Here is a 14,825-nt window from a genome sequence, read left to right as displayed (position 1 = left end):
GGCGCAAAGCGCCGTGTCCACGGCATCTTCATGATTTGACTCGATAGAGAACGTGGGCACGCTTCGCTTTGCCCACCCTACGAGACCGTCTACTTCGCCGCCTCCGCGGCCATCACCGGGCGCACGGGATCGCCTTCGCGCAGCAGCGCGCCGGCGCGGGCGACGACGATGTCGCCTTCGTTGAGTCCGTCGCGGACCTCGATATTGCCGCCAGACATCAGTCCGATCTCGACGCGCTTGGTCTCGACGCGATTGCGGCGGATCACCTGCACCACGGTGCCGGCGGATGAATATTGCACGGCGGTGAGCGGCACCGCGACGTTGCAGCTTTGGCCGGTCTTGATCAGCGCGCGCCCGCTTGCGTTGAGCAGCAGCCGCTTCTGCGAGGAGATGCCGATATAGACCATGCCCTGCTGGATGTTCGGTTCCACGGTCGGACCGATGCGGCGCACCTTGCCGTCGATATCGCCGGCACCGGCAATGCGCACGGTGGTCGGCTGATTGACCGCGAGCTTCCTGACATCATTGGTCGCGACCAGGCCGACGAGATCGTATTCGCTGCGCGCGACGATGGTGAACAGCGCTTCGCCCTTGGCCGAGGCGAGGTTGCCGATCTGCGCAGTCGAGGTGGCGATGACGCCGGCCACGGGGGCGGTGACCTGCAGCGTGCCGCCTTCGGGCAGCGCCAGCCGCGCCAGCACCTGGCCGGCCGTCGTGGTCTCGCCGGCTTCGGCCAGCACCTCCGTCACCTTCAGCCCCGGACGCTCGGGCCGCACCGAGGTCTCCTCGCGCGCGATGATCGAGCCGGTGGCCTCGACGATGTCGGAGAAGCAGGACTTTGCCGCCTTCAGCACCGTGACCGCCGGCCCCTTGGGAGCGTCGTCATCGGCAGCTCCAGCCGGGTATCGGCCGACGAGGAGCACTGCGGCGATCGCTGCGGGAAACAGGCCTCGAGACAAATGACGCATCGGAAATTCCACGAAGATCCACAGGAGCAATCGATAGCAGATGGCGGTTCGGCCGGCCATGGGGCGGGGCCGCCCATGGCGGAGGGCGCCGCCGGGTCGGCAGGAGGGGCTGTTGATTAGTCGCGGGATTGGCGGTGAGGTTCGCCGCCGCGCGGGATCAAGGTCCGGCCGCGCGCGGAGGACTGCGATGGCGTGTCTGCAGGGCTGGCCGCGTCAGTCGCGGCGCTTGGTGTCGCCGAGGATCTGGCCGGTCGACCGGTTGATGAAATGCAGGCGTGTGCAAGCCGGGCACTCCACCGAGACGTGCGTATTGGCCACGTCCGCCGGCACGGCGGCAAGCCGATGCTGCACGTTCATGCCGGTTTGCGGGCATTTGAAAATGATATGGCGGTCCATGCCGCGCAACATGGAGAATCCGGACACTGCCTGAAACTACGGATGTTTACGTAGGTTTCCGGCGTCGCCGTTGGCGCACATTCACGGCAGGCTCAAGAACTCCACCCAGTTCGGCTTCTTGCCGGTCGGATAGGATTTCAGCTTGCTCAGCGCGCCGCTGGCCTGGTCGATCGCGTAGACCGTCATGCCGTCCGAGAGCTCGCCGACGGCGGCGAGGTAGCGACCTGTTGGATCGATGTTGAAGCCGCGTGGCTGCTTCTCGGTCGGCACGCTGCCGATCGTGGTCAGCTTGCCGCTCGATCCATCGACCTTGTAGGCAGTGAGCGTGTTGGTGGTGCGCTCGGAGGCGTAGAGGAAGCGGCCGTCCGGGGTGATGTGGATGTCGGCAGCCCATGGTTTTTGGTTAGAGTCCTTTTGACCAGAGTCTCTGCCGCCAAAGCCCTCGGGCAGCGCGGTGGTGCGCTGGATCTCGCTCCAGGCTCCGCTGCTGGCTTCATAGCTGTACGCGGCGACGTCGCCGTTCAGTTCGTGGATGAGGTAGACGAACTTGCCGCCCGGGTGGAAAACGAAGTGCCGCGGTCCCGATTTCTCCGGCGTCTTGATCGCGGGCGGATCGGTCGGCGCCAGCGTGCCGGCGGCTGCATCGAACGCAAAGCTCAGCACCTGATCGGAGCCGAGATTGGTCGCGAACACGAAGCGATTGTCGGGGGAGGGCAGGAAGGCATGCGCGTTGAGCCCGGTCGGGATCACCTGCTTCGGCTCGCCGACGACGCCGCTCGTTTGAATCGGATTCAGCGCGACCTTGTTGCCGCCATAGGAGGCGCTGAACAGCACCTTGCCGCCGCGGTCGGTGGCGATATTCGCCATGCTGTCGGCGAGCGGTCCGTTGCCGATAGGGCTGAGCTGGCCCGTCGTCTGGTCGATCGCGAAGCTCACCGCAAGGAAGGGCTGCGAGCGGACGCCGGCGATCAGCACGCGATGGTCGGGCGTGATCGCGAGCGGTGTCGATGAGCCCGGCTTGTCGACGCCGGGGAAGGCGGCGGTCTGCACCAGTGTCATCTCGCCGTTGTCGGCGACCTTGAACACGCTGATGTCGTTGGAGTCGGCATTGCCGACATAGGCGAAGGTTTCGGCCATGCCGGCACGGACTCCTGAAATGAGGGCAAGAGAACTGATGAGAGAGCTGACGAGAGCGGTGCAGATAGCGGCTCGCAATGCGGGACGAGTCGGTGCGATCAAGGGCGTCCTCCTGCCGATGCGGTGTTGTCGTTTTGCGGCAGAGGATAGCGGCTCGTATTGCCCGGCACCAAAATCCAGATGGGATGAATCGATGCCGAAATTGCATCGGTCGCAGCAAAGCGCTTGCGCGTCAGGTGGGTGACGGGACGCTGGAGCGTTTTCGAGCGAAGTGGCTGCCCGGTTCGCGTGAAGAAAACGCGTCAAAACAAGAATCTAGAGCCCCGTTCCGATTCCATCGGAACGGAAAAGGCTCTAGCGCACCGACGCTGTCAGGTCGTGCAATGGCAGACGCGAGCCGGCCGGACGGTCGGGCGGACCGAGCACGGTCCACACGGCGACCGCCAGCAAGGCCGAGGTCAGGAGGGTCCAGGCGACGAGTCGCGTCCGCATCAGGCTAAATCCGTCCGTGAGGTTCGAAGCGCTCAATGGGCGCAACCATCGTGCACTGCAAAAGGAGACGGTACTATGAACCTGTTCACAGCCGGACACGCCATCAAATTGCGAACCTTCGCTGGCCGAGCGCATTGACCCGGCATGCCCCGCGAAAACGATCTTGAAGGCAAGCCCGATATGGGCGGCAAGCATGGCGGCCAGTCCGGCCAGCCCAAGCCGCCGCCGCCTCCCCGTGAAGGCGGGAACGATGAAGACGTCGTGGCAAAGCGCCACACCCGCAAAGCCGATCAAACCGGCGCGACGGTCTCGCCGACCAACAGCAGAAAGCGCTAAGCTTTGTCTGCTATTGCTTCGCAGGCCCCGGCCACGGATCTCCAGGGAACGGCAGTCTCTCATCGTCGTTACCCCGGTCCGGCGGGCGGAAGACGCCAAAACGCAAGGCTGGCGAAACGGAGGCTGGCACAACGGAGGCTGGAAAGTGTTTTGGATTTATTGGGACACCGCCTGGTCGCTCATCATCAGCGGCATCATGTTCACTACCATCGTGACGCATCCGGACGCCGAGTTCGTCGAGATCCAGGCCGCCAGGCGGATGAAATGAGCCAGCCGGCCTGAGGTCGCCACCCCTCGCGGGTTCAACGAGCCAGGCCCGCACGGGCCGATAGGCATTTGGTGAACCAAATCTTAGGGGCACGTCGGTATTTTTCTGCATCTTTTCCAGAAGACCCGGCGCTCCCAATGGCATTGTTCGGTAATCCCTCTATTCGTTCCATTCTCGGCGCCATCATCGGCGTGCTTGGCCTTTTCCTGGTGGGGCAGCTTGCGACCGGGCTGTTCGGGGCCACCGAGCGCAACAGCGCCGCGCAAAAGGTCGAGCGCTACGCCGGCACCGACCAGCAACTTTTCACTTCTCTGCTCGGCTTCCGGATCGAGCGCGGGACCTTCCTGTCGGCGCTGGTTGCGGAAGAGCCGGCTAATGCCGCTGCCGACGATCGGATCGCCGCCAACCGCCAGACGTCGGAAGCGGCCTACAAGAACGTGCTCGAACGCCTCGATGGCGTGTCCGATTCACGCCTCGCCGGCCTCCTCGGCAAGCTCGTTGTACTCCATGATGCGCTGATGCCGCTGCGGACCAAGGCCGAAGGCCTGATCCATCAGCCGAAGGCGGCGCGCGACACCAAGGCGGCCGACGACTTCAGGAAGACTGCGCAGGATTATCTCGACGCCATCCTGGCGCTGACCGGCGAGCTTGAGAATGCGCTCAAGCTCACGGACCCCGTGGTCGATCATCTCCTCGGCGTGAAACAGTCGGCCTGGGCCGCCCGTAATTTCGGCGGCCTTGTCGCGATCCGTCTCGAGACCGCGGGCGCGGCCGCCAAGCCCTGGAGCCCCCAAGACATCGTCGGGGCGGCCGAGGATACCGGCCGTGCCAGGCAGGCCTGGAGCCAGGTGCAGGATGCGGCAAGCCGCACCGACGCCCCGGCGAGCCTCACCGACGTGATCTCGCGTTCGAAGCAGGGTGACGCCATCGCCATGGTCGAGCGCCAGCAGGGTCTCATCAAGGCGCTGAGCAACAACCAGACCATCGACATCAAGGGTGTGGAGCTCTCCAAGCTCAACACCGCCATCCTCAATTTCTACGTCGAGGCCGGCCAGGCCGCGCTGGCTGAAATGGTCTCCCGCGCCGGTCAGCAGATGATTTCGGCAAAATGGAGCCTCGCGTTCAACGGCGCGATGATGCTGATCGCGCTCGCCATCACCTTGTTCGGCTTCATCCTCGTGAACCGCCGCGTCTCGACGCCGATCCGCAAGCTGACCCAGGCGATGCGGAAGCTCGCCGAGCGCGACTACGCGATCGAGCTCGCAGGCATCGAGCGCGGCGACGAGATCGGCGAAATGTCGCGTGCCGTGTCGGTGTTCAGGGAGAACATGATCGCGGGCGATCGTCTCGGCGAGGAAAAGGCCGCCGAGCAGGCGAAGAAGGAGCGGCGCCAGCTCGCCGTCGAGCGCCTGATCGAGCAGTTCGAGAAATCAGTCACGGAATCGCTGCACACGCTGGCCTCGGCCTCGGGCGAGCTCAACGCCACCGCGCAGTCGATGTCGTCGACCGCCGAGCAGGGCTCGTCGCAGGCGGCCTCGGTCGCGAGCCTGTCGGGCGATGCCTCCTCCAACGTGCAGACCGTGGCGGCGGCGACGGAAGAGCTGTCGGCCTCGATCTCCGAGATCAGCCGCCAGGTCGCGGAATCCTCCAGCATCGCAAGCGCCGCCGCCAGCGAGGCCGATCGCACCAATGCCGAGGTGCAGGCGCTGGCCGATGCCGCCCAGCGCATCGGTGATGTCGTCGCGCTGATCACCGGCATTGCCGAGCAGACCAATCTGCTCGCGCTCAACGCCACCATCGAGGCCGCGCGCGCCGGCGACGCCGGCCGCGGCTTTGCGGTGGTGGCATCGGAAGTGAAGAACTTGGCCACGCAGACCGCGAAAGCGACGGAAGAAATCACGGGACAGGTCGCCGCGATCCAGGGCGCGACCCATTCCTCGGTGAGCGCGATCCAGTCGATCGGCGCCACCATCCAGCGCGTCAACGAGATCGCCGCCGCGATCGCGGCCGCCGTCGAGGAGCAGGGCGCCGCGACGCGCGAGATCGCGCGCAACGTGCAGCAGGCCTCGCAAGGCACCAACGAAGTCTCGCGGCACATTTCCGGCGTGTCGCAGGCCGCCGGGCAGACGGGAGCCGCCGCCGGCGAAGTGCTCGATTCCGCCAAGATGCTGGCGCGCCTGTCCGACGACCTCAAGCGCGACGTCGATCGCTTCGTCGGCGATCTCCGCGCGGCATGAGGCGATCTCCGAATCTGCAGGGTGGGCAAAGGCGCCCTCGCGCCGTGCCCACCACCTCTCTCGATCACGAAAATTGCGTGGGCACGCTTTCGCTTTGCCCACCCTACGGCATCACCCCATCATCGCCGCCGCGATCTTCTCCGCCGACATCAGCACCGGAAAATTGGTGTTGGCGCACGGCACCACCGGGAAGATCGAGGCGTCGACGACGCGCAGGCCCTGGATGCCTTTGACGCGTCCCTGATTGTCGACCACCGCCATCGGATCCTCGGTACGGCCCATGCGGCACGAGCATGAGGCGTGCCACACGCCGATCGTGGCTTTGCGCACGAAGGCCTCCAGTGCCTCGTCGTCATTCATCACCTGCTCGAAGGTGAAGCCTTCGACGACGAAATTGTCGATCAAATAGTGACGCAGCGCTGCCGGTCCGTCCATCAGCGTCGCGGCGATCCTGGTCAGGATCTTGTTCCTGGTGTTGACCACGCCGATCTTGCGGACCTTGTCGGTATAGGCCGCCGGGAATGGCTTGTCCGTCACCTGCTTCACGACGTCGCTCATCTGGATCGCCGCCATCTTGCGGAAGCCGCTCATCAGGCGATCGAGGTCGCGCCGGTCGGACAACAGATTAAACTCGACGATCGGCTCGGCGGTCGGATCGCGCGAGGCGAGCTTGACCTGTCCCGTTTCGGAATAGGTCTTGTTGACGAAGGTGAGCAGCGAGCCGATCTGCGCGCCGACGGCGTGCCAGGCCGATTTGGACAGCACCACGACGAACATGTCGCCCTTCGGCACGCCTTCGAGTCCTGACGAGTAACGCAGGCCGAGCTGCATGTGCCGCCTGGTGTGCTCGTTCATGCGCGCGCCGCGTCGGACGAAGGAGGACAGCGAGATCGAGGGATGATCCATCAGGCGCTGGCCGACGCCTTGCAGGCCCATCAGCACCGGAATGCCGAGATCCTTGAGGTGGCCCACCGGGCCGATCCCGGCACGAAGCAGATGCGCCGGCGAATGGATGGCGCCGGAGGAGAGGATGATCTCGCGTCCGCGGAACTGCTGCTCGCGGCCGTCGATGACGGCCTTCACGCCGACGCATTGCGTGCCTTCGAACAGCAGCTCTCGCACTTGCGTGTTGGTGGAGATCGCAAGATTGGCGCGCTTGCGGGTGTCGCGATCGAGATAGCCCATCGCGGCCGAGACGCGCTGCTCGGCCTCATTGGAATGCGTCACCGGGAAATAGCCGTCGACGAACTCGCCGTTCTGGTCGGGCAGATATTGATGGCCGGCCTGCTGGAAGGCGTCGGCGAACGCCTGGGAATGCTTCGTCCAATGCTCTCTGGGAATGCGGCGCACCGGAATGCGGCCGTCCTTGCCGTGATACGGGCCGTCGAAATCGAGATCGCGCTCCACCCTCTTGAAGAAGGGCAGCACGTCGGCCCACGACCAGCCCTCGGCGCCGCGCGCGTTCCATTCGTCGTAATCGGTCGGCGCGCCGCGATTGGCCATCTGGCCGTTGATCGAGGAACCGCCGCCGAGCACGCGCGCCTGCTCGTATTTGCGCAAGGGAGGGCGGGCTTCATGCGGATTGTTGTGGCTGACGACCTGGGTCGTGACTTTCAATTCCGTCCAGTGGAAGCGTGGATCGAAATAGGCGGTGCCTGGATAGCTGTCCCTGATTTCGGCCGGCTCGTTGCCGGGCGGCGTGTCCTGTCCGGCTTCGCACAGCAGGACCTTGTTGGCACTCCCAGCGGAGAGCCGGTGGGCCAGCACGGACCCTGCCGAGCCGCCGCCCACGATAATGTAGTCGTACACGATTGGCGTTTCCTCTTGCTCTTGTCTTGGGAGGGTAGCGTGGTTTTGCCGCGAGGTCACGCCAAAGGCCCGGGCGTCGCGCGTGGCGAGGCCCGGGCCGATGGCAAAATGTCGTCGTAACGGCGCTGCCGCTATGGTCAGGCCGGCTTGGCGGCGGCCGCCGCGATCTGGGCGGCGAAATCGCGGTAGGAATGCAGCGGACGACCGAGCATCCGGGTCAGCCGTTCGACGTCGCCGGCTGCGGGGATCATGCCGTCGCTGACATAGCGCTCGGCCATCAGGCGCATCTCATAGGCCGTCCATTTCGGCATGAAGCTCGCCATGGTCTGCTCGAAGCCGCTGGGATCGTCGCCGCCATAGACGATCGGGCGTCCCAGGATATCAGACCAGATCTTGGCGGCGTCAGGACCGGTCAGCGTATCCGGGCCGACCAGGTTGATGGTTTCCACGGGGAGCTTTTCCGAGGCTTGGTCGCGCCGGATCAGTTCGAGCGCGGCGACCTCGGCGATGTCGCGCGCATCGACCATGGCGACGCCCTTGCTACCGATCGGCATCGGATAGACGCCATGATCGAGGATCACGTCCTTGATCATGACCTCGTTGTCGATGAAGTAGCTCGGGCGCAGGATGGTGGCGCTGAAGCCCATCCGCGCGAGCATGCGCTCGGCGCCCGATTTCACGGCGAAGTGCGGCACGTTCACGGCCCCGTCGGCGTCGAACACCGATTGATAGACGACCCGCTCGACACCGGCCTCGCGGGCGATGTTCAACGTGATGATCGCCTGCGTGAATTCGTCGCCGGTCACGGCGTTCAGCAGGAACAGCGTTCGCACGCCCGAGAAGGCGGCGCGCAGCGCCTCGATGTCGAGAAGGTCGCCCTTGGCGATGTCGACGCCAGCGGGGAACTTGGCCTTGGCGGGGTCACGGGTCAGCACGCGCACCTTGGCGCCGCGCTTGACGAGCTGTTCGACAACATGGCGGCCGACACGGCCGGTGGCACCGGTTACGAGAATGGTCATGGGGGTCACTCCTTGATGGGGTTAGAAGACACCCCGCAAATTAGTGATCCGTAGCCGGTCCGATAGACGTCCTTTTTAGACGATCTGTCTCACTGGCGAGACAGATCGGCAATGGAGAACGCGTGCGCATTCGCGCCTTCGCTGCCTCGGGGAACTCATCCCTCCGGGACAGCGAAGACGCTTGCAGCGTTCCTCGATGGAGCAAGTCGTGGATTGAGTCAGCAGGCCTTGGCGTGCGCAGACGCAGACCTTGCCGGCGGGCCTATTGCAACACCTTCGGCATCACGACGACGACATCGACCTGCGTGTCCAGCACCTGCGTTGCGACGGCGGCGATGTAGGGCGCGTAGCTGTCCTCGATGTCGGATGCGATCTCCTCGTCCCTGGCGAAGGCGTAGAGCATCGTGTCGTCGAGCTTGTCGAAACGGATGCCCGCGAACAGACGGTCGAAGGTCTCGGCGCCGACGATGCCCGCCGTGAGCGCCTGAATGGCCTGGTCCTGCACGAGTGTGAGCTTCATCATCATGCCGATCAGATATGGAAACACCGCGCAAATACAAGAGGCGGAGAGGAGAGGCACGTGGGATGACGTCACGTCGAAGCGCGTCCGCGCAGCGCTTGATCTAGATCATCCGATCACGGCCGATTTCATGGAAAATCCGCGCAAACAGAGAGGTTCGTGTGTCCTTTGATCGTTCGCGCATTGCATCGCCGGCCCTTCGCTCGAAAATCATGTCCGCCGACGATGCCGCTGCGCTGGTGTCGCACGGCGCGAATGTGGGCATGAGCGGCTTCACCGGATCGGGCTATCCAAAGGCGGTTCCGATGGCGTTGGCGCGCCGGATCGAGCAGGCGCATGCGCGCGGCGATCAGCTTCGCATCGGCGTATGGACCGGCGCCTCGACCGCGCCCGAGCTCGATGGTGCGCTGGCCAGGGTTGACGGCGTCGGGCTGCGCCTGCCTTATCAATCCGATCCCATCGCGCGCGCGCACATCAATGCCGGCACGATGGACTACATCGACATCCATCTCAGCCATGTCGCGCAATACGCCTGGTTCGGTTTTCTCGGCCATCTCGACGTCGCGCTGATTGAGGTGACCGCCATCCTGCCGGACGGAAGCCTGGTGCCCTCGGCCTCCGTCGGCAACAACAAGACCTGGCTGGATCAGGCCGACCGCATCATTCTCGAGGTCAATTCCGGCGTGAGCACGGCGCTGCACGGCATGCACGACATCTACTACGGCACCAGGCTGCCGCCGCACCGCAAGCCGATCCCCATCGTCGGTCCCGGCGACAGGATCGGCGAGGCCGTGCTTCGCTGCGACCCCGACAAGGTGGTCGCCGTGGTCGAGACCAACGCGCCGGACCGCGACACGACCTTCGCCGCGCCCGATGCGACCTCGAAGGCCATTGCCGGCCATATCCTCGAGTTTCTCGGCCACGAGGTTCGCCACGGCCGGCTGCCGCCGGAATTGCTGCCGATCCAGTCCGGGGTCGGCAATGTCGCCAACGCCGTGATGGCAGGCCTCGAAGACGGCCCCTTCGAGCGGCTGACGGCCTATACCGAGGTGTTGCAGGACGGCATGCTGAACCTGCTGCGCTCCGGCCGGATGACGCTCGCCTCCGCCACCGCGTTGTCGCTCAGCGCCGGCGCGACCAGGCAGTTCAACGGCGAGATCGACAGGCTCAAGCGGAAGATCGTGCTGCGCACGCAGGAGATCTCCAACCATCCGGAGGTGATCCGGCGGCTTGGCGTCATCGCCATGAACGGGCTGATCGAGGCCGACATCTACGGCAACGTCAACTCGACCCATATCCGCGGCACCGCCATCATGAACGGCATCGGCGGCTCCGGCGATTTCGCCCGCAACGCCTATCTGTCGATCTTCATGACGCCGTCGACCGCGAAGGGCGGATCGATCTCGGCCATCGTGCCGATGGTCACCCACGTCGATCACACCGAGCATGACGTGCAAATCATCGTGACCGAGCAGGGCCTGGCCGATCTGCGCGGCCTGTCGCCGAAGCAGCGCGCCGCAACCATCATCGACAAGGCGGCGCATCCGGCGTTCCGGCCCGCGCTGCAGGATTATTTCGATCGCGCCTGCAAGCTCTCGCCCGGCAAGCACACGCCGCATCTCTTGGACGAGGCGTTCCGCCTGATCAAGTCGACGGCCTGAATTCGGACCGCCGCGGCTCAGGCCGCAGCCGCCTGCTTCGACAGCAATTGCTTCAGCTTCGCCGCCGGCACCGCCGGGCTGAACAGCCAGCCCTGCATCTGGCTGCATCCGAGCTGGCGCAGTACCTCGCGCTGCGTCTCGGTCTCGACGCCTTCCGCTGTCGTCGCCATGTGCCGGGCGGCGGCCATGTGCACCACGGCCTGGACAATCGGCGAGGAATCGGCGGGCTCGCCGATGTCGCAAATGAAGCTGCGGTCGATCTTGATCTTGTCGAACGGGAAGCGGTGCAGATAGCTCAGTGACGAATAGCCGGTGCCGAAATCGTCGAGCGCGATGCGCACGCCGAGCTCGCGCAGCTGCTGCAGGATGGTCAGCGCCTCCGCGTCGTCGCGGATCAGCACGGTTTCGGTGATCTCGAGCTCGAGCCGTCCGGGCGCGAGGCCCGATTCGGCGAGCGCCGCGGCAACCTTCAGCGCCAGCGTCCTGGAGCGGAACTGCACCGGCGAGACGTTGACCGCGATGTGGATGTCGCCGGGCCAGGAGGCGGCTTCGAGGCAGGCCTGCTTCAAGACCCATTCGCCGATCTCGCCGATCAGGCCGGTGTCTTCCGCGACCGGAATGAAATCGGCGGGCGAGACCATGCCGCGCTCGGGATGGCGCCAGCGCAGCAGCGCCTCGCAGCCGGTGACGACATTGGCGGACAGATCGACCAGCGGCTGGTAGTGCACCTCGAACTCGCCGCGCGCGAGCGCCTGGCGCAGATCGAGCTCGAGCTGGCGGCGCTGCCGCGCCTTGTCGTCATATTCCGGCACGAAGGTGCGGAACGTGCCGCGGCCCTCCGATTTCGCCGCATACATCGCGAGGTCGGCGCGCTTGAGCAGCTCTTCGAGATCGTCGCCATGGTCGGGCGCGATCGCGATGCCGATGCTGGCATCGGTCGAAATCTCCTGCCCCTTGCAGTCCACCGGCATGCGCAGCGCCCGCAGGATCCGTTCGGCGAGCGCCGTCAGCTCGGCCCGGTCGCTGGTGCCGGCCTTGATGATCGCGAACTCGTCGCCGCCGAGCCGCGCCACGAGATCGTTGCCGCTGACGCAGGCGCGCAGGCGGCTTGCGACCTGGCGCAGCAATTCGTCGCCGACCTCGTGGCCGAGCGAATCGTTGACGCCCTTGAACTCGTCGACGTCGATATAGAGGATCGCGAACGGATTGCCGTGGGCGAGCTCGGCCACGCGCCGTTCCAGATGGCCGCGCATCAGCACGCGGTTGGGCAGGTCGGTCAGCGCGTCGTAATGCGCCATATGCGCAATGCGCTCGTCGGCGCGGATGCGCTCGGTGACGTCGTCATGGGTGGCGAGCCAGCCGCCGGCCGCGCTGGGCTGGTTCTTGATCTCGATCAGGCGGCCGTCGGACGTCTCGACGATGTTGCTCTTGATGCGCCCGATGTTGGCCAGAATGTCGTCGCAATACGAATCGACGTCGCCGTCGAACGAGCCGGTGTCGGCGCGATGCTGGATCAGTTCGCGGAAATAGGTGCCTGGCCTCACCACCGCGGTCGAGAGGCCGTACATTTCGATGTAGCGGCGGTTGCAGACGATGAGCCGCTGGTCCTGGTCGAACATCAGAAGGCCCTGCGTCATCGTGTTCATCGCGGTGTCGAGCCGCTGCTTCTCCAGCGAGACGCGGCGCGTCACCTGGCGGAAGATCAGCAGCAGCGTCAGCACCAGCAGGCCGATCGATAGCACGGCCACGGTGACGAAGAACTTGGTCTGCGTGCGCCAGGTCGCGAGCGTTGCGTCGCGCGACTTGGTGGCGACCACGACCAGCGGTTCGCCGGCCAGCATGCGCGAGGCGACCAGGCGGTCCTTGCCGTCGATCGGGCTCGCGAGCTCGGTCGTGACGAAGCTGCGTTCGAACACGGCCTTCTGCTCCGCCGAGCCGGTGCGGTAGTTCTGCCCGATCATGGCGTCGACATGCGGGACGCGCGCCAGCAGCTGGCCGTTCTGGTGATGCATGGCGATCGAGGATTCTTCGCCGAGCCCGGTCGATGCGAAGAAGGATTCGAGCTGCTCAGGTGCGATGGCGCGCGACACCAGGCCGAGGAACTCGCCATGCGGCCCCGACACGCGCCGCGCGAACACGATCGCCGGACCATTGCCGAAGCGGCCGGGCACGACCTCGATCTCTTCCTGCAGCGCCGGGTCGTTCTTGAGCCTGGTGAAATAGCCGCGATCGGACGCCGAGATGTCGGCGACGGGCCAGCGCCTGGACGAGTTGATCAGCACGCCGTTCGCATCGAACACGTTGGCGCCGGCGACGTCGGACCAGCCGCTCGCCCTGGTGCGCAGCACCTCGTGCATGGCGAGCGTGCCCATCTCGCTGCGGAACACGTCGGCGGATTCGATACCGTGGCTCTCGAGCTCGGCGATGATGCTCTTCTGGAGCACCGCAAAATCCTCGAACTCGCGGTCGAAATGGCGGGCGAGCAGACGGACCGAGCTTTCCAGGCTGTCGCGGCCGGTCTCGATCGCGTTCTGGCGGAAGCGGTCGACGGTGAGCCCGGTGCCGATGGCCATCGCCGCCATCAGCACGAAGCCGCCGACGATCAGCCACGTCTGTGGCGCGCCCCGCCAGCGGCGAAGCAGCGCGCGCAGTCGCGCAGTCCATCGGATTGATGCGCCCATCCAGCCCTCCCGTGGGATGCAAGATGCAGCAAAACCGACAAGACCCCGTTACCATCGAAGGTTAGGAAAGTATGAATTGGAACAAAATCAGCGAGTTGGCGCGGCGCCGGACAACCTACGAAACTGCGGTATTATGGCGCAAACGCCACCGGGCGGCGCATATGACCCGGTCACAACACGCTTCACGTTGTTCAGAATCAGCCGTTCCTAGGCTATGGTTCCCGTGGAGCTATCGGCATGACAGGCACAGAAGCGGTTGGGGTTGGGCTAGGATTTCTAGCCATCGTTGCCCCAGAGTTTTGGCCTAAGATGCCCAGAGCGCTTAGCTATTCACTGGCGGGCATTGGCCTCTCTTGGCTGACCTATAGCCTTATCTTAGGCATCGAAGAATTGTCTCACGCAAGGCTGCAATACGGCCCACTGGCCGCCATCATTGCTGGGGCCATGCTAGTTGGCGTTGGACTGCTATGGCATTTTAGTCGTTCCTACCGTACTTCCGATACATCAGAACAGTCCGGCCATTCTGTCCCGGCGGAAGCGCAGCCCGCCCAGACCCATGAGCAGGCTACCATTCCGAGTCTCTACTTGGAATGTCAGATGGCGTCTCAGCCGGTTAAAGTGCCGGAGAGCGGCAAGCTCACGGTTGCCAGATTAGGTTTTGCCGCAGCCGACCGGCCACTGTTCACATGGTCGCAAATGGTGACAATTCCAAATTCAGAGTATCGCTTCTCTGAAGGGGCAATCGCACACAACGCATTTAGGTGCGAATTGACCAATTACGGCGATCACACTCTGTTAGATGTCCGGATCGAGTTCGCATTGACATACAAAAAATTCTTGGCCGCAGGCGGGGTCTTCGGTTCTGGAGCCACTATCCTTGAGAGGTCGTGGGATTTTACCTCAGGCAAAGTTGATCCAGGCGCATCCCACAAAATCGTTTTCTATATTTTGGACGTAAGCCCGCATGTCATTGAGCTAAAAGTTCCTTCAGAAGCAAAAGCAAAAATATTGGGGCAAGAAAATTACATCAGCGTAAAACTGCTGTCTGAGACTACGCCGAAAGGAGGAGTAATCAGTCTCTTCCCTCAGCCTGAGTACAAAAAGCCGAGCTCTCCCCCGTCTAAGGGCGACTAGATTTCCTCCAGCGCCACCGGTGGCGTTTGCGCCATAATACCGCGAAACTGCCGCGTCAAACGAGATCGTCGTCCCGGACAAGCGCAAGCGCAGATCCGGGACCCATACGCCGCAGCGATGATTTTACGAAGATCCGGAGTGACCAGCTTCGCAGCTATGAAGCCGGT

13 protein-coding genes are annotated in these 14,825 nt (G+C 64.4%); 5 read left to right on the top strand and 8 right to left on the bottom strand.

Annotated elements, in window-relative coordinates:
- Window positions 1–89 precede the first annotated feature (89 nt).
- From G8O24_RS32355 to G8O24_RS32340, 4 genes are all read right to left on the bottom strand, one after another.
- Window positions 90–968, bottom strand: a complete 879-nt coding sequence (locus G8O24_RS32355) for an efflux RND transporter periplasmic adaptor subunit (RefSeq protein ID WP_188106468.1) — start codon at window positions 966–968, stop codon at window positions 90–92.
- 213 nt (window positions 969–1,181) lie between these two features.
- Entirely contained in the window at window positions 1,182–1,376 is a 195-nt protein-coding gene (locus tag G8O24_RS32350) for a hypothetical protein (RefSeq protein ID WP_244646107.1), read from the bottom strand.
- 69 nt (window positions 1,377–1,445) lie between these two features.
- Complete coding sequence (locus G8O24_RS32345) at window positions 1,446–2,567, bottom strand: lactonase family protein (protein WP_311972560.1); 1,122 nt, start codon at window positions 2,565–2,567, stop codon at window positions 1,446–1,448.
- Between the two features lie 288 nt (window positions 2,568–2,855).
- On the bottom strand, window positions 2,856–2,993 hold the full coding sequence (locus tag G8O24_RS32340) for a hypothetical protein (protein ID WP_188106465.1): 138 nt from the start codon (window positions 2,991–2,993) through the stop codon (window positions 2,856–2,858).
- Window positions 2,994–3,137: 144 nt separating this feature from the next.
- Here G8O24_RS32340 and G8O24_RS32335 point away from each other — a divergent pair, with 144 nt between their 5' ends.
- The 3 genes from G8O24_RS32335 to G8O24_RS32330 all read left to right on the top strand — a co-directional run bounded on the left by G8O24_RS32335 (window position 3,138) and on the right by G8O24_RS32330 (window position 5,834).
- Window positions 3,138–3,329: a hypothetical protein gene (locus G8O24_RS32335; protein ID WP_188106463.1), complete on the top strand. Its 192-nt coding sequence runs from the start codon at window positions 3,138–3,140 to the stop codon at window positions 3,327–3,329.
- 145 nt (window positions 3,330–3,474) lie between these two features.
- Window positions 3,475–3,597, top strand: a complete 123-nt coding sequence (locus tag G8O24_RS45250; protein ID WP_311972559.1) for a hypothetical protein — start codon at window positions 3,475–3,477, stop codon at window positions 3,595–3,597.
- A 137-nt stretch (window positions 3,598–3,734) separates the two neighbouring features.
- A complete protein-coding gene (locus tag G8O24_RS32330) occupies window positions 3,735–5,834 on the top strand; it encodes a methyl-accepting chemotaxis protein (RefSeq protein ID WP_188106461.1) in 2,100 nt (699 codons plus the stop codon).
- Between the two features lie 111 nt (window positions 5,835–5,945).
- Here the strand turns inward: G8O24_RS32330 and G8O24_RS32325 are convergent, their stop codons facing one another.
- From G8O24_RS32325 to G8O24_RS32315, 3 genes are all read right to left on the bottom strand, one after another.
- Complete coding sequence (locus tag G8O24_RS32325) at window positions 5,946–7,643, bottom strand: GMC family oxidoreductase (protein WP_188106459.1); 1,698 nt, start codon at window positions 7,641–7,643, stop codon at window positions 5,946–5,948.
- 137 nt (window positions 7,644–7,780) lie between these two features.
- Window positions 7,781–8,662 (bottom strand): SDR family oxidoreductase, encoded by an 882-nt coding sequence (locus G8O24_RS32320; protein WP_188106456.1) that lies wholly within the window; start codon window positions 8,660–8,662, stop codon window positions 7,781–7,783.
- A gap of 262 nt (window positions 8,663–8,924) precedes the next feature.
- Window positions 8,925–9,257 (bottom strand): hypothetical protein, encoded by a 333-nt coding sequence (locus G8O24_RS32315; RefSeq protein ID WP_368736635.1) that lies wholly within the window; start codon window positions 9,255–9,257, stop codon window positions 8,925–8,927.
- Between the two features lie 86 nt (window positions 9,258–9,343).
- Here G8O24_RS32315 and scpC point away from each other — a divergent pair, with 86 nt between their 5' ends.
- Window positions 9,344–10,843 (top strand): succinyl-CoA:acetate CoA-transferase ScpC, encoded by a 1,500-nt coding sequence (scpC, locus tag G8O24_RS32310; RefSeq protein ID WP_497717861.1) that lies wholly within the window; start codon window positions 9,344–9,346, stop codon window positions 10,841–10,843.
- Between the two features lie 17 nt (window positions 10,844–10,860).
- Here the strand turns inward: scpC and G8O24_RS32305 are convergent, their stop codons facing one another.
- Window positions 10,861–13,524 (bottom strand): bifunctional diguanylate cyclase/phosphodiesterase, encoded by a 2,664-nt coding sequence (locus tag G8O24_RS32305; protein ID WP_188106453.1) that lies wholly within the window; start codon window positions 13,522–13,524, stop codon window positions 10,861–10,863.
- A 237-nt stretch (window positions 13,525–13,761) separates the two neighbouring features.
- On the opposite strand from G8O24_RS32305, the gene G8O24_RS32300 reads away from it, so the two are divergent.
- Window positions 13,762–14,658 (top strand): hypothetical protein, encoded by an 897-nt coding sequence (locus G8O24_RS32300; RefSeq protein WP_188106451.1) that lies wholly within the window; start codon window positions 13,762–13,764, stop codon window positions 14,656–14,658.
- Window positions 14,659–14,825 lie beyond the last annotated feature (167 nt).

It is taken from the genome of Bradyrhizobium campsiandrae, assembly GCF_014529705.1.
GTDB lineage: Bacteria > Pseudomonadota > Alphaproteobacteria > Rhizobiales > Xanthobacteraceae > Bradyrhizobium > Bradyrhizobium campsiandrae.
The sequence above is the reverse complement of the archived record's forward strand: the minus strand, read 5'-3'. Positions and strand labels throughout refer to the sequence as shown.